This window comes from Collinsella sp. AM15-2, from assembly GCF_003471985.1.
GTDB lineage: Bacteria > Actinomycetota > Coriobacteriia > Coriobacteriales > Coriobacteriaceae > Collinsella.
In genome coordinates this window covers 169,642-190,455 of sequence record NZ_QRKO01000002.1, presented here as the reverse complement: position 1 = coordinate 190,455, position 20,814 = coordinate 169,642, and the positions used below count along the sequence as shown (strand labels likewise).

Sequence of the window (20,814 nt, the reverse complement as noted above, 5' to 3'; positions counted from 1 at the left end):
GTCTGTCCCTTTGCGGCGGTTTTGACGTTTGCGCAGATAAAACCTGCCAAAATAAACCTGTCCCTTTTTGGTAGGTTTAGCTCAGCAGCATGCGGTCGTTGGCGAGCTCGCCGCCCGAGACCTCCTCGAACTTCTGCAGCAGGTCGGCTACGGTGAGCGACTTCTTCTCGTCGCCGGCCACGTCGTAGATCACATGGCCCTCGTGCATCATGATCAGACGGTTGCCCAGACGGATAGCGTCATTCATGTTGTGCGTAACCATGAGCGTGGTCAGATGGTTTTCGTCGACAATCTCCTCGGTCAGGTTGAGCACCTTAGAGGCCGTCTTGGGGTCGAGGGCCGCCGTGTGCTCGTCGAGCAGCAGCAGGCGCGGCTTGGTGAGCGTGGCCATCAGCAGGGTGAGTGCCTGGCGCTGGCCGCCCGAGAGCAGGCCGACCTTGGCGTTGAGGCGCGTGTCCAGACCGAGGTCCAGGCGCTTGAGCAGCTCAACGTACTCGTCCTTCTCGGCCTTGGTGACGCCCCACGAAAGACCGCGACGCTGGCCGCGGCGCTTGGCGAGGGCCAGGTTTTCGGCAATTTGCATGTCGGCTGCGGTGCCGCGCATGGGGTCCTGGAACACACGGCCCAGGTACTTGGCGCGCTGCGACTCGCTCAGACGCGAGATGTCGGTGCCGTCGAGCTCAATAACACCCGAATCAAGCGGATACACGCCGGCGATCATATTGAGCAGCGTGGACTTGCCGGCGCCGTTGCCGCCAATCACGGTTACAAAGTCGCCATCATTCAGGGTAAGGTCGACGCCGGTGAGTGCGCGCTTCTCGGTGACGGTGCCCTTGTTAAAGGTCTTCTTGACGTGCGAGAGCTTAAGCATCTGCCTCATCTCCCTTCGTGTAGGAGCTGCGGAGCTTGTAGCGCTCCCAAACCACGGGCACGCACAGGGCCACGGCAACGATCACGGCGGAGAGCAGCTTCATGTCGTTGGCGTCCATGCCCAGCTGCAGCACGATGGCGCGGATGAGGAAGTAGACCACGGAGCCAAAGACGGCAGAGGCAAGACGGACGCTAAACTGCGTCAGACCGCCGGGCAGCAGGCGACCGAGCACCTCGCCGATAACAATGGCGGCAAGACCGATAACGATGGCGCCGGTGCCCATGCCAATGTCAGCGTACTTCTGGCTCTGGCAGATGAGCGCACCCGAAAGGCCGATAAGGGCGTTGGAGAGCACGAGGGCGATCATCTTGGTGGAGTTGGTGTTGACGCCCAGGGCGCGGATCATGTATTCGTTGTTGCCGGTGGCACGCAGCGCCGAGCCGATCTCGGTGCCAAAGAACCAGTACAGGATGGCGACGATGGCCACGGCCAGCACAATGCCCAGGATAATGGCAACAGTGGACTGCGGCAGGCCCGTCATGTGGCTGACGGATGAGAAGATGGTGCCCTTGGCAAGGATGGGCGTATTGGACTTGCCCATGATGCGTAGGTTGATGGACCACAGGCTGATCTGGGTGAGGATTCCGGCGAGGATTGCGGGAATCTCAAAGACGGTGGTCAAGATGCCCGTGACGGCGCCCGCGATGGCGCCGGCGCACATGCCGGCCAGCACGGCGAGCAAGGGGTCAACGTTATTGTTGACGATGAGCACGGCGCAGACACAGCCGCCGAGGGCAAAGCTGCCGTCGCAGGTCATATCGGGGATGTCGAGCAGACGGAACGTGATAAACACGCCAAGCACCATGATGCCCCAGAGGACGCCCTGCGAAACGGCGCCCTGCAATGCAATGAGCATGCTTCATACCTCCTAGGATAGGGTGGACACGTGATTTTCCATAATAGCGGTACCAATGCATAAAAGAGCGGCGGACGGATGTTTTGTCTCATCCGAAACAAGCAGGGCGAACGCCGGTCTTTAGCGTTCGCCCCAAGGACTCAGATATTGAATAACGCGGCTGTGACGCGCGTGCGGGCCCTAGACGCGTTCCCGCGCATGGCGCTACTCGTCCAGAGCGGAAAGGTCGATGCCTAGGGCCTCGGCCATCTCGTCGTTCTTGAAGACGACCAGGTCCTTGCTCGAGAGGTGCTTGATCGGCATATCCTCGGGCTTGGCCTCGCCCTTCAGGATCTTAACGGCCATCTCGCCTGCAGCGTAGCCCAGGTCCTCGTAGTTGATGGAGAGGGTGAACAGGCCGCCGGCCGTGCACATGCCCTCCTCGCCGGTCACGAAGGGGAGCTTGTTCTCCTTGCAGATCTGGCCGACCTGCGAAGCACCCGCGGCGATGGTGTTGTCAGTGGGGGAGTAGAGTGCGTCGACCTTGCCCACGGCGGACTCGACGACGGACTGAATCTCGTTGGAGCTCGAGACGGTGAAGTCGGTGTACTCCAGGCCAAGCTTGTCGAGTTCCTTCTTGGCGGCCTTGATTTGGACGTCGGAGTTGGACTCGGCGGTGCAGTAGAGCAGGCCGACCTTCTTAACGTCGGGCAGGACCTTCTGCATCATCTCGAGCTGCTCGGCGACCGGGGTGAGGTCGGAGGCGCCGGTGACGTTGGTGCCGGGCTTGTCGTTGTCCTGGACCAGGCCGGAAGCGGCGTAGTCGGTGATGGCACAGCCAACGATGGGGATATCAGCGGTGGCGCCGGCGGCAGCCTGCGCGGCGGGCGTAGCGATGGCATAGATCAGGTCGACGCCATCGCCCACAAACTTGTCGGCGATGGACTTACACGTGGACTGGTCGTTCTGGGCGTTCTTCTGATCGATCTTGACCTTAAGACCGCTCTCCTTGATGGCCTTGACAAAGCCATCGTTGGCGGCGTCGAGTGCGGAGTGCTCGGTGAGCTGCAGAACGCCGATGGTGTAGTCGGAACCGGCGGCAGCAGAGCCGGAACCAGAGTTGCCGCCGCATCCGGCGAGCGGGGCGAGCGCGAGCAGGCCGGCGGAGACCAGAAGGCTCCTGCGGCTGATGGTGATGTCCTTCATATCATTACCCCCAGTATAAAAATGGCTGGAAACACTGCACTGGGACAAAGTGCAAGTGGGACTATAGTAGCGCTGATGTCCATTTTTACAACAGCCTGGCGGGTTTTTTAATACAGAATCGGATGGGCGGTACGGGTAGTCGAATGGGCGGCGGAGGGTCTTATGCGGCGGAGGAGGCGTCGTCCTCGTCCAGGGCGGCGAAGAGCTTCTTGCCGTCGAGGAGACGTGTGGTGACGTTTCTCATTCGGCCGATCTCTACGGTACGCAACGTGTCATCGGCGCCTCGCGCGTCATAGACCGTTCCCAGCACATACGAGATGCCGTCTCGTTGCTTGATGGCAAAGGGCCGGAGTGTCATCCGCGCCACTTCGACCTCTCCGCGTGCCGTGACACTCGAAATATCAAAACTCACCGTGGTTCCGTGGTCGATGGCCTGCTCGATGAGCTCGCAGGCATCGATGCGCTTGACGGGCGTGCGTGTGGCCTTGGTGGATTTGCCGTCTGCGCTTGGAGCAGGCTCGGGCGCATCGAGGTAGCCGCGAACGTCGGCACTCGCCATGGCAACCAGGTGCTGCGCCATGCTTTTTCGAATGGCGATGGGTGTAGAGCGGTTGCGCATGACCATGCCGTGGAGCCGGATGATCTCTTCGTCGGTGAGCGGACGGGTCAAGAGCCGATACCCCACGCCGCGCTTGTACTCAATTTCGTATCCGGCATGGCGAAGCGCGGAGATGGCGGTGTAGATGCTGCGCCGCGCCGCCGAGATGGGCATGCGGGCGGGGTCGTCGGGATGGGCGAGGCACCGGATCAACTCATCGGAAAGCATGGCCTTGTCCTCGCCGGTGTTTTCGCTTAATAGTTGCAGGATGCGAACGGCGCGATAGGCTGCCATCGAGGCGGCGCCCCTCGTCGTGGTGTCGTAGGTTTCAACAGCGGCTTCGGTCATGGTGCCCACGTCCTTTCCGTTTTGGGTGGCGACGGTATGGAGCCTAGGACGTGGGGCTTTCCCAGGGGCGCAGGGCGCTCTGGGCGGTCGGTAGTCGTCGGCAAACGGCGGGTCGAGTTTTCAACAGCCCTGCTCAACTGACCAAAAACTTGCCAAAAGCTTGACGGATGCTGTTGAAAAAAGCGCCCCTCGGCTTGCCGAGAGGCGCTGGCGTGATGCGCTGGAACGTGTTTGGTGGCGCTGTGGCGATTAGAAGTCGGCGTTGCCCACGGTGCGCGGGTGCGGCAGGACGTCGCGGATGTTGCCCACGCCGGTCAGATACATGACCAAGCGCTCGAAGCCCAGACCGTAGCCGGCGTGCTTGCAGGAACCGTAGCGGCGCAGGTCAAGGTAGTACTTGTACTGCTCGGGATTCATGCCCAGGTCCTTGATGCGGGCCTCGAGCAGATCCAGGCGCTCCTCGCGCTGGGAGCCGCCGATAATCTCGCCGATACCCGGCACCAGGCAGTCGGCGGCGGCGACGGTCTTGCCGTCCTCGTTCATGCGCATGTAGAACGCCTTGATCTCGGCCGGGTAGTCGGTTACGAAGGTCGGGCGCTTAAAGTGCTCCTCGGTCAGGAAACGCTCGTGCTCGGTTTGCAGGTCGATGCCCCAGCTCACGGGATAGTCAAACTTGTGACCGGCGGCGACGGCCTGCTCCAGGATTTCGACGGCCTCGGTGTAGGTAACGCGGGCAAAGTCGGAGTTTGCCACGTGGTCTAGGCGCTCGAGCAGACCCTTGTCCACAAACTTGTTGAGCATATTGAGCTCGTCGGGGCAGGTGGCCATAACGTCCTTAAGGACGTACTTGAGCATGGCCTCGGCGTTATCCATGTAGTCGTTCAGGTCGGCAAAGGCCATCTCGGGCTCGATCATCCAAAACTCGGCGGCGTGGCGCGTGGTGTTGGAGTTTTCGGCGCGGAAGGTGGGGCCAAAGGTGTACACGTCGCCAAAGGCCATGGCGAAGTTCTCGGCGTTGAGCTGGCCGGATACGGTAAGGCTCGCGTGCTTTCCAAAGAAGTCCTGGCTCCAGTCAACCTCGCCGGATTCGGTGAGGGGCGGATTTTTGGGGTCGAGCGTGGTCACGCGGAACATCTCGCCGGCGCCCTCGCAGTCACTCGTGGTGATGATGGGGGTGTTGACGTAGACAAAGCCCTGCTCCTGGAAGAAGCGGTGGATGGCGGCAGCCGCGACAGAACGGATGCGGAACACGGCGCGGAACAGGTTGGTGCGCGGGCGCAGGTGCTGCTGGGTGCGCAGGAACTCGACGGTTGCGCGCTTCTTCTGCAGCGGGTAATCCGGAGCGCTGACGCCCTCGACCTCGATGGAGGTGGCAGAAAGCTCGAAGGGCTGGGGCGCATCGGGGGTCAGCTTGACGGTGCCGGTGCAAATGAGTGCGGCCGAGACGTTTTGATGGGCGATCTCGTCGTAGTTGTCGAGCGCCTCGCGGTTCATGACGACCTGCAGGTCGCGGAAGCAGCTGCCGTCGTTGAGCGTGACAAAGCCAAAGTTCTTCATGTCGCGGACGGACTTGACCCAGCCGGCGACGGTGACGGTCTGGCCGCCGAGCGACTCGGCATCGGCATAGAGCTGCGCGATTTTGGTGCGGTTCACGTATCCTCCCATAACGGTTGAATGATAGTTATCCATACAGTTCGATATTCTAGCAGCTCGGCTCATTTGGGCTATACAGATAAGGCATTGGCGGGATGGTTTTTCAAACGAAAAGCGCCCGCGGCCAAATGGTCGCGGGCGCTTGACGAGGTGCCTTTTGGCTGTGTGGCGCGGGGCCTTGCTACTTGGTCTTGGCAACCAACAGCGGATCGCCGAGCTTGACGAGCGGATTGCCGCCGATAAGCGTGCCAGACTCGCCGACATGGTCGATACTCTTAAGACGATCGAGCTCGGAGACGATGACGGTCACGATGTCCTCGTGGCCGGCGGCCTTAATGGCGTCGCGGTCGAAGCTGATGAGCGGCTGGCCGGCCTTGACCTCATCGCCCATCTCAACAAAGCGGGCAAAACCCTTGCCGTTCATTTCCACGGTGCCCAGGCCGACATGGATGAACACGCGAAGACCGTCCTCGGTAATCATGCCGATGGAGTGGTTGGTGACGGTGGTGGCGCCGATGCGACCGTTGGCGGGCGCATAGATGGTGCCGGTAATGGGCTCGATGCCATAGCCCTGGCCAAGCATGCCCGAGGCGATCGTCTCGTCGGGAACCTCGTCCAGGTTGACGAGTACGCCATTGACGGGGGCATAGATGACGCCTTCGCGGGTGGCGAAGCTTGCTGCGGGCGGAACGGACGCCTCGCCGGTCGAGGTGAAGGTGGACTTAAGCGAATCGAGCAGACCCATAGTTGCCTCCAACTTAAATAGGCGCATATCGCGCGTTTGGTTTGCCGGAAACGTTTCATATGTGTTTCGCGGCTTGGTCAACGCCCCCTATTCTACGCTGCTCAGCGATACCTCTGAGCTGGGATTATGTGATATATCAGTTGGAGGGAAACTTATTGCCGGAGAGTTTCTGCGTCCTGCACCCAACTGGGGTACGCTTAGATGCGAAAAAAGAGTGCGCATAATTTGCGCGAAGGGAGCACATATGATTGTCGAGAACCATGCGCTGTGGGGCGAGGAGCCGACCGAGGATTATCCGGCGACGTTTACGTATTTGGGTGCCGAGCCGCTGCCCGACAAGCCCAATGGCCGCCGCCCCGCGGTGATCATCTGCGGCGGAGGCGGGTTTACGCATATCGCTCCGCACGAGCAGGACCCGGTGGCGTTTGCGTTTTTGGACCGCGGCTACCAGGCCTTTGTGCTCAACTATGTGACGAGTGGCACGGGTGACGTGAGCTTTCCGCACCCCCAGGCAGATCTTGCCAAGATGGTCGCCACGGTGCGCGCCAACGCCGACGAGTGGCATGTCGATCCTAAGCGCGTGTGCGTCGTGGGATTCTCAGCGGGCGGCATGATCTGTGCCTCGCTGGCAACGCAGTGGAAGACCGGCCCCTTCGCGGCACTTGCCGGGGCGCGTCCGGACGACATTCGTCCCGATGCCGTGGTGCTGGGCTATCCGCTGCTCGACTTTGCCTATGTGCGCGATATGCAGACGCGCGATCCGCGCATTGACTTGCGTGTGCCCAAGACGGGCGGCAAGACGGGGCGCGATCTGCTCAACGACTACCTGTCGATGGTGACGGGTGGCGAGGCAACTGACGAGCATTTGGCCGATATCTGCCCCACCACGCATGTTTCGCGTCAGATGCCGCCGACCTTTGTGTGGGGCGTGTCCGACGACAAGACGGCACCGATCGCGCAGGTCTACCCGTTTGCGCAGCGCATGGCCGAGGAGGGCGTTGCATGCGAGATGCACGTCTTTGACCAGGGTGGTCACGGCCTTTCGCTCGGCAACGCCAATACCGCAGTCGACAACGAGGACAAGCAGGTGGCGGTCCGTCCCTGGATCCGCCTGGCCTTCCGCTTTTTGGAGCGCCACGGCTTCTAGACCGCGCAGCACGAGAGTGGATAATCTCCCATTTTTTGGTCTGCTTTTCGACAAAAACGGGGGATTATCCACTCTCGTGAGATGGGCGTCTGATAGCTTTCCTTGTTGCTTTCCTACCAGACGGTGAACTGGGCGTTTTCCGTGTTCCAATGGACATCGCGAACGTAGTCGCGCACGCCCGTCGCGTCTCGTGCTTCGAACAACTCAAGAATATGAGCATGTTCGTTGTTGGCTTTATTGAGCAGTTTGCAAGCCGTCTCTTGGTCAACAGTCTCGTAATCGCGCTTGATAAAGCAACGCTCGAGCTGCGAGATCATATCGCGCAGACGGTCGTTGCCACAGCGGTTGAAGTACGTAAGGTGAAAGTCTCGCTGAATGTCGTCATACTTACGGATGAGACCGCCTTGGATCGCGAGGTCCATGGAGCCGACGAGAAATTTCAGCTGCGTAATATCGTCGTCAGTTAGATTCGGACAGGCGAGATATGCGGCCTGCCCGTCGAGCGGCCCCATAATCTCAAAGACTTCAACGGCGTTTTGCTGATCGAACCCACGGACGCGGAATCCGCGGCGGGGGAGATTGTCCAGGTAGCCGTCGCTTGCCAGCTGGATGAGCGCTTCGCGGACCGGCGTGCGCGACACGCCCATGGCATCGCAGATCGCCTGCTCGCTCAGCCGGTCGCCGGCGGACAACTCGCCGGCGTCAATACGGCTCGAAATATAGTCGTATACGTGGTCCTTCAGGGGCTTTCTGAGCGTTTCCATGAGCCTATGTTCCTTAACGGTATATTTCTAAAAGCAAATACGTTTCGCTTGAATAGCTCAGTCGAATTATAGAACGACCAGTTAAATCGTGCTACTTTGCGCCGATACGTAAGAATACGCTTACCGAGGAATATCTACCGTTCAGGATTGTATACAATATACAAAACAAGAAAACCGCCCTAAGATAAAGCCATCGAAAGGAAGGCGGGCGCAAAGAAGTCCCGCTCTCTGCCAAGAGATCCAAGGAGGATCATCATGACCAAGTTCAGCCACGTCATCATCCGCCGCCCCGGCAAGTCCCTGAGCAATGGCATCACGAGTGCCCCCGAGCTTGGCCAGCCCATCTACGAGCGCGCCATCGAGGAGCACTACGATTACGAGCATGCGCTCGAGCAGTGCGGCGTTGACGTGTCGGTACTGCCGGCACTCGAGCAGTATCCCGACAGCTGCTTCGTCGAAGATCCGGCCGTTATCACTCGCTGCGGCGCCATCATTACCAACCCCGGCGCCGACAGCCGCAACGGCGAGAAGGACGAGATCGAGCCGGCCGTCCGTCGCTTCTTTGACGACGAGCATGTCAAGCACATCGTTTCTCCGGGCACGCTCGACGGCGGCGACGTCATGATGGTCGGCGACCATTTCTACGTCGGTCGCTCCGCTCGTACCAACGAAGAGGGTATCCGCCAGTTCTGCGAGATTCTTGAAGGCTGGGGCCTCGAGGGCTCCGAGGTTCCGCTGGAGGAGGTCCTGCACCTCAAGACGGGCGTCAACTACATCGAGGACAACAACATGCTCGTCTCCGGTGAGTTCATCGATAAGCCCGACTTTGCCCAGTACAACAAGATCGTCGTGCCCGAGGACGAGGCTTACGGCGCCAACTGCATCTGGGTCAACGGTACGGTCATCGTTGCCGAGGGCTATCCGACCGTGCTCAAGGCCGTGCAGGATCTGGGCTACAAGACACTCGTCGTTGACACCTCCGAGTATCGCAAGGTCGACGGCGGCCTTTCTTGCCTGTCGCTGCGCTTCTAACGCGATAGCTGTAACAGTCTGATGATCGCTTGACCGATGGCCCGGCACCCGATTCGGGACGTCCGGGCCATCTTTCGTTCGATCACATGATGAAGGGGGTGCACATACAATGGCCTCTAAAGCTCAAAATGAAGAGATTATCGACCCTAATGGCCTCGATCTCTTTCGTCTGACCATGATGGTTATTACCGCCAGTATTTGTGGCGGCATCTTTTCGCTTGCCGGCGATATGGCAGCAGGCGGGGCAAATACCGGTGCGGTTATCGTCTCGTGGGGAATTTGCTTCATTGGCGTCTTTGCGCTGATGATGGTGTTCAACGGTTTGTCTCAGGCCCGTCCCGACCTGACCGGCGGCATCTATGCATACGCTGCGGCCGGTTTTGGCGATTACATTGGATTCAACTCCGCCTGGGGCTACTGGATCAGCGCATGTCTTTCCAACGTGAGCTTTGCGCTCTTGCTGTTTAGCGCGCTGGGCTATTTCTTCCCTGCGTTTGGCGCGGGTAACAACCTGCTTTCCATCGTCTGCGCCAGCGTGTTTTTGTGGTTCCTTACCGCCCTTGTGCTTCGTGGTGTTAAGGAGGCTGCGGGCATTAACACGATCGTCACGTTGGCGAAGCTGGTGCCGCTGGGGCTCTTTGTGCTGAGTATCGTGCTCCTGGGTAAGTTCAACGTCGATATCTTTATGGACAACTTCTGGGGAGAGCCGGCTGGTCCTGGCTTTGGCGAGCAGGTTGTCTCGACCATGATCGCCCTTGTCTGGGTCTTCACGGGCATCGAGGGCGCTGTCGTTATCTCGGGCCGTGCTAAGTACGTGCGTGACGTCGGCCGCTCGACGGCGCTCGGATTTGCGGCTGTATTCACGCTGTATCTGATCATCTCGATGCTGTCGCTCGGCATTATGCCGCGCGAGGAGATGGCACAGCTCGCAACGCCCTCCATGGCGGGAATTCTCGAGTGCGCAATCGGTCCGGTTGGTGCTGCCATCGTAAACCTTGGCGTTATCCTCTCGCTGGTCGGCGCGATGCTGGGCTACGTCATCATCGCTTCCGAGACGCCGTTCGAGGCGGCGCGCCAGGGTTCCTTCCCGCTGGCGTTTGCTAAGACGAACAAGCATGATGCCCCGGTGGTGACGATTCTCGTGAGCTCCGGAATCACGCAGCTCTTCTTGATCGTGTCGTATGTGGCGGCGAGCACCTACCAGTTCTTCTATAGCTGCGCGGTTAACACGATTCTGGTTCCGTATGTCTGCTCGGCTGCCTATTACATGGTGATTGGTTGGAAGAAGGAGCATCTGGACGGACCGCATGCGCCAAGCGTCGGCAAGGCGCGATTCTTCGGCACGCTCGGCTTCATTTACACATTGTTCCTTGTGTGGTCGACGGGCCTTCAGGGCGTCATGATCACGACGATCCTTTTTGCTCCGGCCATTCCCGTTTATATGCTGGGCGAGCGAGGTCGCGGTAAGCCGGTACTTCCGCACCTGCACGACAAGCTGATCGCAGCGGTGGTCATTGTCGTGGCGGTCATCTCGCTGTATCTGCACTTTGCCGGCATTGCGCCGATAGTCTAAGACTGCGGCAAGCTTCATCGCTTGGTAAGCCGACGGAGGCGTCGCGTGCCGGTGCCGTTCGGTAATCCATAACTGACGTGGGCCTCTGTAACGTGCCTTTGTGAGCGCCCGCCAAGCCCGCGCAGGTGACATTTGTTGCCAGCGCGGGCTTTTGCTGTTGCGGCGAAATAGTTCCTGTTTTTGCTGGTTAAAGCATCAAACAGGAACTATTCCACCGCAACTTGTTTTGATTCGCTGGGGGACGGAGGAAGCGGCGATCCGGAATCCACCTGCACAGTCGCTCCGCATCCCGTCCGTTGGCGCAAGTGGTGCCAAATGTAATCTGCCCCCCCCCTTGCACGCTTGTCCTCCTTGCAGCAATCTGTTGGTTGAACGTCGTTATGTGCTTGCAGTTTCTGGGCAAGCCGTCTCGCAGCAAAGTAGACTAGATGGCCATTTCAAAAAGCCTACTCAGAGGAGGAACCATGCTTGAGGGTACGTATGTGGTTTCGGCCCAGACGCCGGTGGGGAGTAGACGCGGCGAGGTGACGTTTTCACATGGGGTGAACGGCGCGCTCAGGGCAGTACTAAACGTCAGGGGTCTCAATATCGCTCTCTCGAGTGCCCGTGCTGAGGGCGATTTCTTTGAGCTCTTGGGTACTATCTCCCACGTCTTGATGGGCAAGGCGCCCTTTACATGCACGGGGTCGGTCGAGGGTGATCGACTCACTGCTACCGCGCGGTCGGGTTCCGTTTCGATCTCGCTGAGCGGTATGCGTAAAGAGCCTTCGGGGCGCACCGCATAAAGTTTGCGCAGGTAAACATCGGTATTTGACTTTATAAAATAGTTCAGAGCGCTATCATTTGTCGTTACGAGTTGGTTAACCCCGGTAAACGGTTAACCGCGTCTAACGAAAGGATGAGCGCGTGAAGCTCGATACACTCGAGATTGGAAAGGACGCCGTTGTCGCATCGGTGACATCCGACGACCAGGCGCTCCGTCAGCATATTTTGGACATGGGCCTGACGCCGGGCACCGAAGTCACCATGATGAAGTACGCCCCCATGGGCGACCCGCTCGAGATTCGCCTGCGTGGCTACGAGTTGACGCTGCGCAAGGACGATGCCGCTCGCATCGAGCTCGTGGGTATTCACGACACCGATACGGGTCCGCGCGCTAACGCCGCAATCGGCACGACGGAGCATCCGGCCCTGGGCGAGGGGACGTATTCGCCCCGTGCGGCAAAGACGGCCGTGCCCGAGGGCGCGCCGCTGCACTTTGCCCTCGCTGGCAACCAAAACTGCGGCAAGACCACGTTATTCAACCAGCTGACGGGCTCCAACCAGCACGTCGGTAACTTTCCCGGCGTGACGGTCGACCGCAAAGATGGCACCATCCGTAACCATCCCGAGGCGAGCGTTACCGACCTGCCTGGCATTTACTCCCTGTCGCCGTACACAGGCGAAGAGGTCGTGAGCCGTCAGTTCATCCTCGACGAGCGCCCGGACGCCATCATCGACATCATTGACGCCACCAACATTGAGCGTAACCTGTACCTGACACTGCAGCTCATGGAGCTTGACCGTCCTATGGTCATCGCGCTCAACATGATGGACGAGGTGACCGCCAACGGCGGCGCCGTAGACGTCAACTTGCTCGAGAGCCTGTTGGGCGTGCCCGTTGTCCCCATTAGCGCTGCCCGCAACGAGGGCATCGGCGAGTTGGTGGACCACGCCCTGCACGTGGCACGGTTCCGCGAGCGCCCTGGTCGCCTGGACTTTTGTGCGCCCGACGGTCCGGACGGCGGTGCGCTGCATCGCTGCATCCACGGTATTGCTAACCTGATCGAGGACCATGCCGTGACGGCGCACATTCCGGTGCGCTTTGCGGCGACCAAACTGGTCGAGGGCGATGAGCTGGTAACCGAGGCGCTTCACCTGGATCGCAATGAGCTCGACGCTATCGAGCACATCATCACCCAGGTGGAGGGCGAGGCCGGCACCGACCGCCTATCTGCGCTGGCCGATATGCGTTTTAGCTTTATCGGCGACGTGTGCGGGCGTTGCGTCGTCAAGCCGCACGAGAGCCGCGAGCACGTGCGCTCCGTCAAGATTGACCGCATCCTGACAGGTCGTTACACAGCCATTCCGGCGTTCCTGGTGATCATGGGCCTCGTCTTTTGGCTGACGTTTGGCGTGATCGGCGCGGCGTTGCAAGGGCTCATGGAGGACGGCATCGCTGCCGTCATCGCCTCGGCCGATGCGGGCCTCAAGGCGTTCGGCACCAATGACGTGGTGCGCTCGCTGGCTGTTGACGGCGTGCTTACGGGCGTGGGCAGCGTGCTGACCTTCCTGCCGATTATCGTCGTGCTCTTTTTGTTCCTCTCCATTCTGGAAGACTCGGGCTACATGGCGCGCGTTGCCTTTGTCATGGATAAGGTGCTGCGTCGTTTTGGCCTGTCGGGCCGCAGCTTTGTGCCCATGCTCGTCGGTTTTGGCTGCACCGTGCCGGCTATCATGTCGACCCGTACGCTCCCATCCGAGCACGACCGCAAGATGACGGTCATGCTCACGCCGTTTATGAGCTGCTCGGCCAAGCTGCCGGTCTACGGTCTGTTGTGCGGGGCGTTTTTCCCGCAAGCGACAGTTCCCGCCATGGTCTCGCTCTATCTGATCGGCATCGTGGTCGGCTGCATCGCGGCTTTGGTGCTCAACCGCACGGCATTTAAGGGCGACCCGGTTCCGTTTATCATGGAGCTTCCCAATTACCGCCTGCCGAGCGTCAAGACGACGGTGATGCTGGCATGGGATAAGGCCAAGGACTTCATCACCAAGGCCTTTACCATTATCTTTGCCGCTACGGTGGTCATCTGGTTCCTGCAGACGTTCGATATCCGCTTTAACGTGGTCGCCGACCAGTCGCAAAGCCTGCTTGCTGGTCTGGGTAGCATCATCGCGCCGATGCTGGCCCCGCTCGGTTTTGGCGACTGGCGTGCATCCACGGCGCTCGTCACCGGACTTATTGCCAAAGAGAGCGTCATCTCGACGCTCACGGTGCTTTTGGGCGCAACCTCTCCCGCGGCACTGTCAGCCATGTTTTCGCCGTTTACCGCCTACGTGTTCTTGGTCTTTACGCTGCTGTACCCGCCTTGCGTGGCGTCCATCGGCGCCGTCAAGAGCGAGTTGGGCGCGCGCTATGCCGTGGCCGTATTCGCGTTTCAGGTGACGGTCGCCTGGATCGTGGCGTTTGTCGTGCATTCGGCGGGCATATTGCTGGGGTTGGCTTAGGGGCGCGTTGATGCTCCGCGCTTTTGGGCGAGCAACAATTCAATAAATATGAGCCAAAATACCGGTAATTGTCGGCCTGCGGGGACTGTCCTACGCTGCAGGTTGCCGTTCGCTGCCTATTTGCTGCCGTTTACGGATTCGTAAATACTTGCAATCGTCGGTCGATTTAACCGCATTACGCGATGCCGATGCGCATTTTGTGTGCCCCTTTCTACAATCACTTTGTGTCTATTGCCGAACATGTCTTCCGTTTCGCCTGTGTGGGGACGTGGGGTGCAATAGTCGTTTGTAGAGGCTCATTGAGGAGGGAATTGATGAAAGAAAAATTCCAATCGTTCGGAAAGGCAATGCTCGTTCCGATTACGCTCATTGCCATTTCCGGTCTCTTTTTGGGTATCGGTAGCGTTTTTACGACCGAACTGACCCTTGTGTCCCTTGGCGTTAATTGGGACTGGTATGCCGCTTCGCCGCTCTTTACGTTCTTCTCGGTATTTAAGGGTCTCGGCGAGGTAATCATTGGAAACCTCGGTGTTTTGTTTGCCGTCGGCTGCGCCTTCTCCTTGTCTCGCAAAGAGAAGGGCTGGGCTGCCTTTTCTGCCCTTGTCTGCTATCTCACCATGCTCAAGACGGTTGAGATTCTGCTTGGAGCAGCTGGCTTGGCTGCCGACAATACAACGGTGGAAGCTCTTCAGAAGGTCGGCCTTACGTCCATTCAGGCGAGTGAGCAGTCCGCACTCTACACTACCTCGCTCGGCTTTTTTGGCTACAGCTCTGGTGTCTTTGGCGGCATTATCGTGGGCTGCCTGGTCGCCTGGATCACCGGCCGTTTTTACAAGACCAAGCTTCCAACGGCGCTGGCGTTTTTTGCGGGCAGTCGAACGGTTCCCATTGTATCGCTGGTCGCCGGTGGCGTCCTGGGCGGCATCATGTACTTCGTTTGGCCCGTCATCGGTGGATGCTTCTCGGGTATTGCGACGTTCGTGAAAGGCTCCGGTCTGGTCGGTACGTTTGTCTATCGCTGGGTGCTCGAGAGCCTTGTGCCGTTTGGCTTGCATCCGCTGCTCGAGACGCCCATGTATTGGACTGAGCTTGGCGGCTCCATGGTCGTCGACGGAACGCGCGTGGTGGGCAATAGCGCTATTCAGCTTGCACAGCTCGCTTCTCCCAGTAGCGACAAGCTCTTGGTTAGGGCCTTCATGGCTGGCTATGGCATTAACGATTACGCGTTGTTCCCGGGCATCGCCCTTGCTATGTGGTCTTGTGCCAAGCCCCAGAACCGCAAGAAGGTTGCTGGTCTTTTAATCCCCACAGTGATTTCGACTGTTTTCTTTGGCGTTACGGAGCCTATTCTCTTTACGTTCCTGTTTGCCGCCCCCTGGCTCTACTTTGGCGTTTACGCTCCGCTTTCCGGACTGGGTGAAGTTCTCTCGGAGGCAATGGGCGTTTCGGTGTACCAGGGAAATATCAAGGACCTGATCCCATTCTTATTCCGCCCCGAGAAGCTTAATCTGCTTCCGTACCTTATTCTGCTCCCCGCCTTTTTCCTGGCAGCTTTCTTCCTCTTCCGGTTCTTTATTACTAAGTTCGATATCAAGACGCCCGGTCGAGACGATGGTGACGATATTGAGTTGATCAACAGCAGAGCCGAGTTCGAGGCAAAGGCCGCTGAGGCAAAGGGCGAGTCTGATAGCACTCCCGAGAAGGCAGTCCAGGGCCGTGCGACCAAGGACAGCGCGCTTGCTGTTGGCATTGTCGAAGCGCTTGGTGGAGCCGACAACATTGATGATCTTGACAACTGCATCTCACGTCTTCGCGTGATTGTCAAGGATGGTTCTAAGGTTGCAGACGACGAGGTGTTCACCAAGAATCTTGAAGCTATGGGCGTTATCCGCCTGAGCGACAAGGCGATCCAGGTCATTTACGGTCCTCGTGTCGGCGAAGTCGCTTCTGAGGTGCACGAAGTTCTCGGTGACGAGTAAAACGCGCAAGTGGCTTTCAATTGCATAGCGCAATTCCAGGGCTTGGCTTCCTATCGCATGATTTAGGGAGCCAAGCCTTCTTGTTTTAGATTGTCAAGGCAGATACTCAATAGTTCTTCGAATGCGAGAATACAACTTCCGGTAAAGCAGTTAGGCTTAACGTTCTTAAGATCCATTGGGTGATCGTCATGTATCGTAAAGATCGCGTCTGCCGTCTTGGCGAGCTCGCTGTCTTCGTTGCCGGTAAACGCGAGGGTCGTAATGCCCGCGTCGTGGCATGCCCTTGCGGTTTCCAGGATGGCTTCTGTCTGGCCCGATTTGGATATGAGCATCATGCAGCTGAGCGTATTTCGGTTGGATTCGACAAACTGATCGGTTTCTAGGAAGTCCTGTATGACGGCCAAAAAGCCAAGTCCAACGAGCTTGGTCGCCATGTACTGCGCAACGATGCGTGAGAAGCCCTCTCCGTTTACTCCGATCATTCTGTTGCGATGCAGTGCGGCGATGAATACGTCTACATCTCCGGTGTGGCATACGAAGTGGACGCTACTGTCTTTGAGTGATTGATTCATTTCGCGGGAGACATGCTGAAGGTGCTTGAGATCGTACATCATTTCGCGGTAGCCACGGTAGCCGAGCTTTTTCGAAAGCCTGATGACTGTCGTCATGCTGGTAAAGCATGCCATGGCGACGGGTTTTATGCCAATATCATCGAGGGTGTCGATATTGTTGAGCAGGTATTCGAGTACGCTTTGCTCGGTTTCGGATAGCTTTGCGGCTGAGTAGAGCTTGGAAATCTGCTTTTTATCAACCATCGGTGCTCCCTTCCCGCCGGACGTGTGTGGCCGCTTCCGTTGCGTAAATAATAACTCCTTGGGGAATTCCTTTCCCGCCTTGCAGCCGGGGCGGGAAGCGGCCCTCCATGCTGGATACAATATCCATACACAGGCGAACCATGCAATATTGAATGTGCTAATTGGGGGTTTCGATATGAAACTTACGGTCATAGGCGGCGGTGGCGTCCGCTCCATGTTTTTGGCAAAGAGCATAGCCCAGCAGGCGTCATCGCTTGGAATCGATGAACTTGTGTTTATGGACAATGATCCCGAGAAGCTGCGCATCTACGGTGGCCTTGCCGCCCATGTCTCGGGCATGCTTTGCCCCACGCTTAATTTTTCATTGACGGGCGATGCAGTCGAGGCCGTTAAGGACGCCGATTACGTGATCACGACGATTCGCGTCGGTGGGGACCATATGCGCGTTCGCGATGAGCGCATTGCTCTCTCACATGGGGTTCTTGGCCAAGAGACGACTGGCGCAGCCGGCGTGTCTTTTGCCATGCGCTCCGTCCCTGCGCTTGCTTCGTATTGCGAGTTAATCAAGAAGTACGCAAAGCCGGGCGTCAAGGTGTTTAACTTTACTAATCCCGCTGGCGTCGTATCTCAGGCCTTACGCGATATGGGCTACGATTTTACTTATGGCATTTGCGATGCCCCCTCGGGCATGTTGCATCAGTTTGCCGAGTATAAAGGCGTTGATCCCGCATCGGTTCAGGGCGAGTGCTATGGACTCAACCACCTCTCGTTCTTCCGCAATGTGACGGTTGACGGCGAGGACATCATGCCCGACTTGATCCACGACGACGGGGCATATGCTCATACGGATCTTAGGTTCTTCGAGAAGGATCTCGTTCTAAATCGCGGATGCGTGCCAAATGAGTACCTATACTATTTCTACTATCGCGAGCGCGCCGTTGCCAACGTTCTCTCTTCGCCCCAGACGCGCGGCGAACTAATCGAAGAAATTAATCGAGAAATGACGAGCGAGCTTGCATCTATCGATATTGAGAACGACTTCGAAAAGGGCCTCGCGTGCTTTGAGAAGTGGTACGGAATGCGCGAAAACAACTACATGGCGGCCGAGACAGGTATTCACCGCGACAAGCCGTGGACGTTTGACGTGTACGGCAAAGATGCTGGCGGATACGCAGGTGTTGCGCTCCGTTTCATGGATATTGCTCGCTCTGGCAAGACGCAGCAGATGATCCTGTGCACCCCCAACAATGGCGCCATCCCCGGCCTTCTCGATACAGATGTCATCGAGTCAACGTGCGATATCTCCACCGATGGCTGTGTACCGCATCGCGTCGAAGCCGATTCTGTGCCCGCGGGAAACCTCGAATTGATTCGTCGCGTCAAGTACTACGAGCGCACCGTGGCGCGTGGCATCGTTAACCGATCGAAGCGCGACATTGTCGAGAGCCTCGCGATGCACCCGCTCGTTAATTCGTACTCCTTGGCGAAAGACATCGCCGCGCAGTACTTTGAGCTTAACCGCGACTACATCGACGGCTGGACAGACTAGTCTGGACGTTAAAACTAGAAATCATGGATGGGCGGACCGGCGTTTATATTGGCGCTCGTTCGCCCTGCCTAGTAAGAAAACGGGTATAGAGTGAACTTGCGAGAGAACTTCAATGTCTTTCTGGAATCGGGCGATCGGGCGAAGGGATGCCGGAGTGGCTGCACGATGGCGTTATATATCCCCTTGTTTGTTATGAGCGCGCTTCAAATTGGTGTATCAAACGTTGCAACTGAGCTCGCCTATATCAATCCGTCCATTACGCTTATTTGCACTGTGGTCGCGGCCTTTTTAAACCTGCTTCTATCGAATGTGGCTTTTTCATTATTTGCCGTCGACCGGTCCAAAGAGACGGTGCAACCTGCTCGAACCCCTCCGGTTTATCTCTTGGCCTCGACGGTTCCCCTCCAGATTTCTGGGGCGCTGCTAATTTATTTGGTTCACTTGATTTTATCGGCAATTGTAGTCTTTGCCTCGCTTGCGAGCAGCCAGCTCGGGGTGTTGTGCTCGCTTGTGGTGGCAGTAATCGTGACGCTTCTTTCCGCGTCGTTCGTATTCGTGTTAATTGAAGATGCGGACGTGGAGCAGAGGGGACTACGAGGCATTCGGTTTGCACCACGCTACATCATGCGTTCGGTCACGGTGCTTCGTTCCTCCTGCAGGGAAATCGCGCGTCCCGCAACGCTGCTGGTGGCATGGAACCTGGTTGCAAGTTGCGCTATCCAGGTTCTTGTTGGATGGGTAGTTTCGAGTGCGGCGCTGCCGTCGGCACTTTCAGTGACGGCGCTTGTACATGAGGGACTTTATTATGGGGCGTTTGCTTATATGCTGCTTTTGCTAGTTCATTGTGCGGTTGCGAGTTGGCTCGAAATTGACGTGCTCATGGGGGTGTCCTTGTGCGTATCCGAGCAGGCGCGATAGCCCGAAGATGAAGCCGCGTTTTCGACATTGAGTTTCTGCGTACCTTGCTTTCTAAGCAGAATTGGCGCGCCATCTGTTAACGATCGTTTTCCAAGAATTCTTTTGTTGCTCATTTTATAGACTTCTCATTGCTATAATCGCCCACCGCTCTAGATGATCGGAGAGGTTTTCCTATATGGCTCAAACAAAGCAAGGTGGTATCGCACTCAGTCAGTGGCTCCCGCTTATCGGGCTCGCCTGCTGCGCGTTCGTGTTCAACACGTCGGAGTTTATGCCCATCGGCCTTCTGACTGATATCGCCGCATCGTTCTCGCTCACCGAGGCCCAGGCAGGCATCATGATCTCGGTCTATGCTTGGGGCGTCATGCTGCTGTCGCTGCCACTCATGGTGTTTGCCTCGCGCTTTGAGTTCAAGTGGATGCTGCTCGGCGTGCTCGCCGTGTTTTCTCTGGGTCAGTTCCTGTCCGCTGTGGCACCGACATATCCCATCCTGGTCTGTGCGCGCCTGGTGGTCGCTTGCGCACATGCCGTGTTCTGGTCGGTCGCCTCGATTATGGCCTCGCGCCTGGTTGACGCCCGCCACGGGGCGCTCGCCATCAGCATGATCGCCACGGGCTCGTCTATCGCGCAGATTTTCGGCCTGCCCCTCGGTCGTGCCATCGGCCTGGCCGTGGGCTGGCGCATGACGTTTGCCGTGGTCGGGGTCTTCTCTGCCGCCGCGGTGGTGTACCAGGCAGCGGTGTTCCCGGCCATGCCGGCGGGTGAGCGCTTTACCGTTAAGCAGCTGCCCGAGCTGTTCAAGAACCCGTTCCTGATCGCGCTCTACGCGGTCACGGTCTTTATGGCGACCGGCTATTACGCAAGCTACAGCTATATCGAGCCCTTCCTGGCGCAGGTCGCGCACGTCGATGCGGGTGCCATCACCATGACGCTGACGGCGTTTGGCTGTTCTGGTCTGCTCGGAAGCTGGCTGTTTGGCCGCCTGTTCGATGGGCATCGCTTCCCGTTCTTGGCTATCACGCTCTCCGGCGTGCCGGTGGCTCTGCTGCTTATGGCCCCCGCAGCCTCGGCGCTCGTGTTGGTGCTTGCCGTCTGCGCACTATGGGGCTGCTGCGCCACGGCCTTTAACGTGGCGTTTCAGGCCGAGCTCATCAAGTACACGCCGGCGGACTCGTCGGCCGTCGCCATGTCGATCTTCTCGGGCCTGTTTAACCTTGGTATCGGCACGGGCACCGCGATCGGCGGAGCCGTGGTTTCGGGTCCCGGTATCGCTTGGATTGGCTTCGTGGGCGGGGCGATTACCGTCGTGGGCGTCATCCTCGCCATCACCGTACTGTTCCCGGCCATACGCCGTGCCAAACCCGTTGCCTAATCACGTCCTCTCATCAGTTGCGGTGGAATAGTTCCTGTTTAAGGCCTCTGAAGGCCAAAGCAGGAACTATTCCACCGCAACT

The 20,814-nt window shown here is 58.3% G+C and carries 17 protein-coding genes; 9 read left to right on the top strand and 8 right to left on the bottom strand.

Going from position 1 to position 20,814, the window contains the following annotated elements:
- Nucleotides 1-76 precede the first annotated feature (76 nt).
- From DW171_RS01960 to DW171_RS01935, 6 genes are all read right to left on the bottom strand, one after another.
- Nucleotides 77-871: an ABC transporter ATP-binding protein gene (locus DW171_RS01960; protein WP_022093887.1), complete on the bottom strand. Its 795-nt coding sequence runs from the start codon at nt 869-871 to the stop codon at nt 77-79.
- Nucleotides 864-1,787 (bottom strand): ABC transporter permease, encoded by a 924-nt coding sequence (locus tag DW171_RS01955; protein ID WP_022093886.1) that lies wholly within the window; start codon nt 1,785-1,787, stop codon nt 864-866. Before DW171_RS01955 ends, DW171_RS01960 begins: the two co-directional genes overlap by 8 nt.
- 204 nt (nt 1,788-1,991) lie before the next feature.
- The gene (locus DW171_RS01950) at nt 1,992-2,972 is read right to left on the bottom strand and encodes an ABC transporter substrate-binding protein (RefSeq protein ID WP_118270271.1); all 981 of its coding nucleotides are present in this window, start codon (nt 2,970-2,972) and stop codon (nt 1,992-1,994) included.
- Nucleotides 2,973-3,132: 160 nt separating this feature from the next.
- Nucleotides 3,133-3,918, bottom strand: a complete 786-nt coding sequence (locus tag DW171_RS01945) for a hypothetical protein (protein WP_117646067.1) — start codon at nt 3,916-3,918, stop codon at nt 3,133-3,135.
- A gap of 249 nt (nt 3,919-4,167) precedes the next feature.
- Nucleotides 4,168-5,571, bottom strand: a complete 1,404-nt coding sequence (gene asnS, locus DW171_RS01940) for an asparagine--tRNA ligase (protein ID WP_117635367.1) — start codon at nt 5,569-5,571, stop codon at nt 4,168-4,170.
- Nucleotides 5,572-5,752: 181 nt separating this feature from the next.
- The gene (locus tag DW171_RS01935) at nt 5,753-6,316 is read right to left on the bottom strand and encodes a PTS glucose transporter subunit IIA (protein ID WP_118206428.1); all 564 of its coding nucleotides are present in this window, start codon (nt 6,314-6,316) and stop codon (nt 5,753-5,755) included.
- 244 nt (nt 6,317-6,560) lie between these two features.
- Here DW171_RS01935 and DW171_RS01930 point away from each other — a divergent pair, with 244 nt between their 5' ends.
- A complete protein-coding gene (locus tag DW171_RS01930; RefSeq protein WP_118270270.1) occupies nt 6,561-7,463 on the top strand; it encodes an alpha/beta hydrolase in 903 nt (300 codons plus the stop codon).
- A 113-nt stretch (nt 7,464-7,576) separates the two neighbouring features.
- Here the strand turns inward: DW171_RS01930 and DW171_RS01925 are convergent, their stop codons facing one another.
- Nucleotides 7,577-8,227, bottom strand: coding sequence for a GntR family transcriptional regulator (locus tag DW171_RS01925; protein ID WP_117583090.1), 651 nt, complete (start codon nt 8,225-8,227; stop codon nt 7,577-7,579).
- Nucleotides 8,228-8,482: 255 nt separating this feature from the next.
- Between DW171_RS01925 and DW171_RS01920 the strand changes: the two genes are divergently transcribed.
- The 5 genes from DW171_RS01920 to DW171_RS01900 all read left to right on the top strand — a co-directional run bounded on the left by DW171_RS01920 (nt 8,483) and on the right by DW171_RS01900 (nt 16,078).
- A complete protein-coding gene (locus DW171_RS01920; protein ID WP_117583089.1) occupies nt 8,483-9,259 on the top strand; it encodes a dimethylarginine dimethylaminohydrolase family protein in 777 nt (258 codons plus the stop codon).
- A gap of 109 nt (nt 9,260-9,368) precedes the next feature.
- Complete coding sequence (locus tag DW171_RS01915) at nt 9,369-10,832, top strand: basic amino acid/polyamine antiporter (protein ID WP_117876633.1); 1,464 nt, start codon at nt 9,369-9,371, stop codon at nt 10,830-10,832.
- Nucleotides 10,833-11,296: 464 nt separating this feature from the next.
- Entirely contained in the window at nt 11,297-11,617 is a 321-nt protein-coding gene (locus DW171_RS01910) for a hypothetical protein (RefSeq protein ID WP_117637613.1), read from the top strand.
- A 121-nt stretch (nt 11,618-11,738) separates the two neighbouring features.
- The gene (feoB, locus tag DW171_RS01905; protein WP_118270269.1) at nt 11,739-14,099 is read left to right on the top strand and encodes a ferrous iron transport protein B; all 2,361 of its coding nucleotides are present in this window, start codon (nt 11,739-11,741) and stop codon (nt 14,097-14,099) included.
- A 314-nt stretch (nt 14,100-14,413) separates the two neighbouring features.
- Entirely contained in the window at nt 14,414-16,078 is a 1,665-nt protein-coding gene (locus tag DW171_RS01900; protein WP_158551292.1) for a PTS transporter subunit EIIC, read from the top strand.
- A gap of 62 nt (nt 16,079-16,140) precedes the next feature.
- On the opposite strand, the gene DW171_RS01895 is transcribed toward DW171_RS01900, so the two are convergent.
- A complete protein-coding gene (locus tag DW171_RS01895) occupies nt 16,141-16,893 on the bottom strand; it encodes a MurR/RpiR family transcriptional regulator (RefSeq protein ID WP_158550125.1) in 753 nt (250 codons plus the stop codon).
- Nucleotides 16,894-17,068: 175 nt separating this feature from the next.
- Here DW171_RS01895 and DW171_RS01890 point away from each other — a divergent pair, with 175 nt between their 5' ends.
- The 3 genes from DW171_RS01890 (at nt 17,069) to DW171_RS01880 (ending at nt 20,732) form a co-directional block, all read left to right on the top strand.
- Nucleotides 17,069-18,442, top strand: coding sequence for a 6-phospho-beta-glucosidase (locus tag DW171_RS01890; RefSeq protein ID WP_117583084.1), 1,374 nt, complete (start codon nt 17,069-17,071; stop codon nt 18,440-18,442).
- Between the two features lie 165 nt (nt 18,443-18,607).
- Complete coding sequence (locus tag DW171_RS01885) at nt 18,608-19,360, top strand: hypothetical protein (protein WP_117583083.1); 753 nt, start codon at nt 18,608-18,610, stop codon at nt 19,358-19,360.
- Between the two features lie 175 nt (nt 19,361-19,535).
- Nucleotides 19,536-20,732, top strand: a complete 1,197-nt coding sequence (locus tag DW171_RS01880) for an MFS transporter (protein WP_118270268.1) — start codon at nt 19,536-19,538, stop codon at nt 20,730-20,732.
- Nucleotides 20,733-20,814: the final 82 nt, after the last annotated feature.

What these genes read in the sequence shown, in the direction of transcription:
- DW171_RS01960 (WP_022093887.1), bottom strand. Translation starts at nt 871, where the DNA reads ATGCTTAAGCTCTCGCACGTCAAGAAGACCTTTAACAAGGGCACCGTC.
- DW171_RS01955 (WP_022093886.1), bottom strand. Translation starts at nt 1,787, where the DNA reads ATGCTCATTGCATTGCAGGGCGCCGTTTCGCAGGGCGTCCTCTGGGGC.
- DW171_RS01950 (WP_118270271.1), bottom strand. Translation starts at nt 2,972, where the DNA reads ATGAAGGACATCACCATCAGCCGCAGGAGCCTTCTGGTCTCCGCCGGC.
- DW171_RS01945 (WP_117646067.1), bottom strand. Translation starts at nt 3,918, where the DNA reads ATGACCGAAGCCGCTGTTGAAACCTACGACACCACGACGAGGGGCGCC.
- DW171_RS01935 (WP_118206428.1), bottom strand. Translation starts at nt 6,316, where the DNA reads ATGGGTCTGCTCGATTCGCTTAAGTCCACCTTCACCTCGACCGGCGAG.
- DW171_RS01930 (WP_118270270.1), top strand. Translation starts at nt 6,561, where the DNA reads ATGATTGTCGAGAACCATGCGCTGTGGGGCGAGGAGCCGACCGAGGAT.
- DW171_RS01925 (WP_117583090.1), bottom strand. Translation starts at nt 8,227, where the DNA reads ATGGAAACGCTCAGAAAGCCCCTGAAGGACCACGTATACGACTATATT.
- DW171_RS01920 (WP_117583089.1), top strand. Translation starts at nt 8,483, where the DNA reads ATGACCAAGTTCAGCCACGTCATCATCCGCCGCCCCGGCAAGTCCCTG.
- DW171_RS01915 (WP_117876633.1), top strand. Translation starts at nt 9,369, where the DNA reads ATGGCCTCTAAAGCTCAAAATGAAGAGATTATCGACCCTAATGGCCTC.
- DW171_RS01910 (WP_117637613.1), top strand. Translation starts at nt 11,297, where the DNA reads ATGCTTGAGGGTACGTATGTGGTTTCGGCCCAGACGCCGGTGGGGAGT.
- DW171_RS01900 (WP_158551292.1), top strand. Translation starts at nt 14,414, where the DNA reads ATGAAAGAAAAATTCCAATCGTTCGGAAAGGCAATGCTCGTTCCGATT.
- DW171_RS01895 (WP_158550125.1), bottom strand. Translation starts at nt 16,893, where the DNA reads ATGGTTGATAAAAAGCAGATTTCCAAGCTCTACTCAGCCGCAAAGCTA.
- DW171_RS01890 (WP_117583084.1), top strand. Translation starts at nt 17,069, where the DNA reads ATGAAACTTACGGTCATAGGCGGCGGTGGCGTCCGCTCCATGTTTTTG.
- DW171_RS01885 (WP_117583083.1), top strand. Translation starts at nt 18,608, where the DNA reads ATGGCGTTATATATCCCCTTGTTTGTTATGAGCGCGCTTCAAATTGGT.
- DW171_RS01880 (WP_118270268.1), top strand. Translation starts at nt 19,536, where the DNA reads ATGGCTCAAACAAAGCAAGGTGGTATCGCACTCAGTCAGTGGCTCCCG.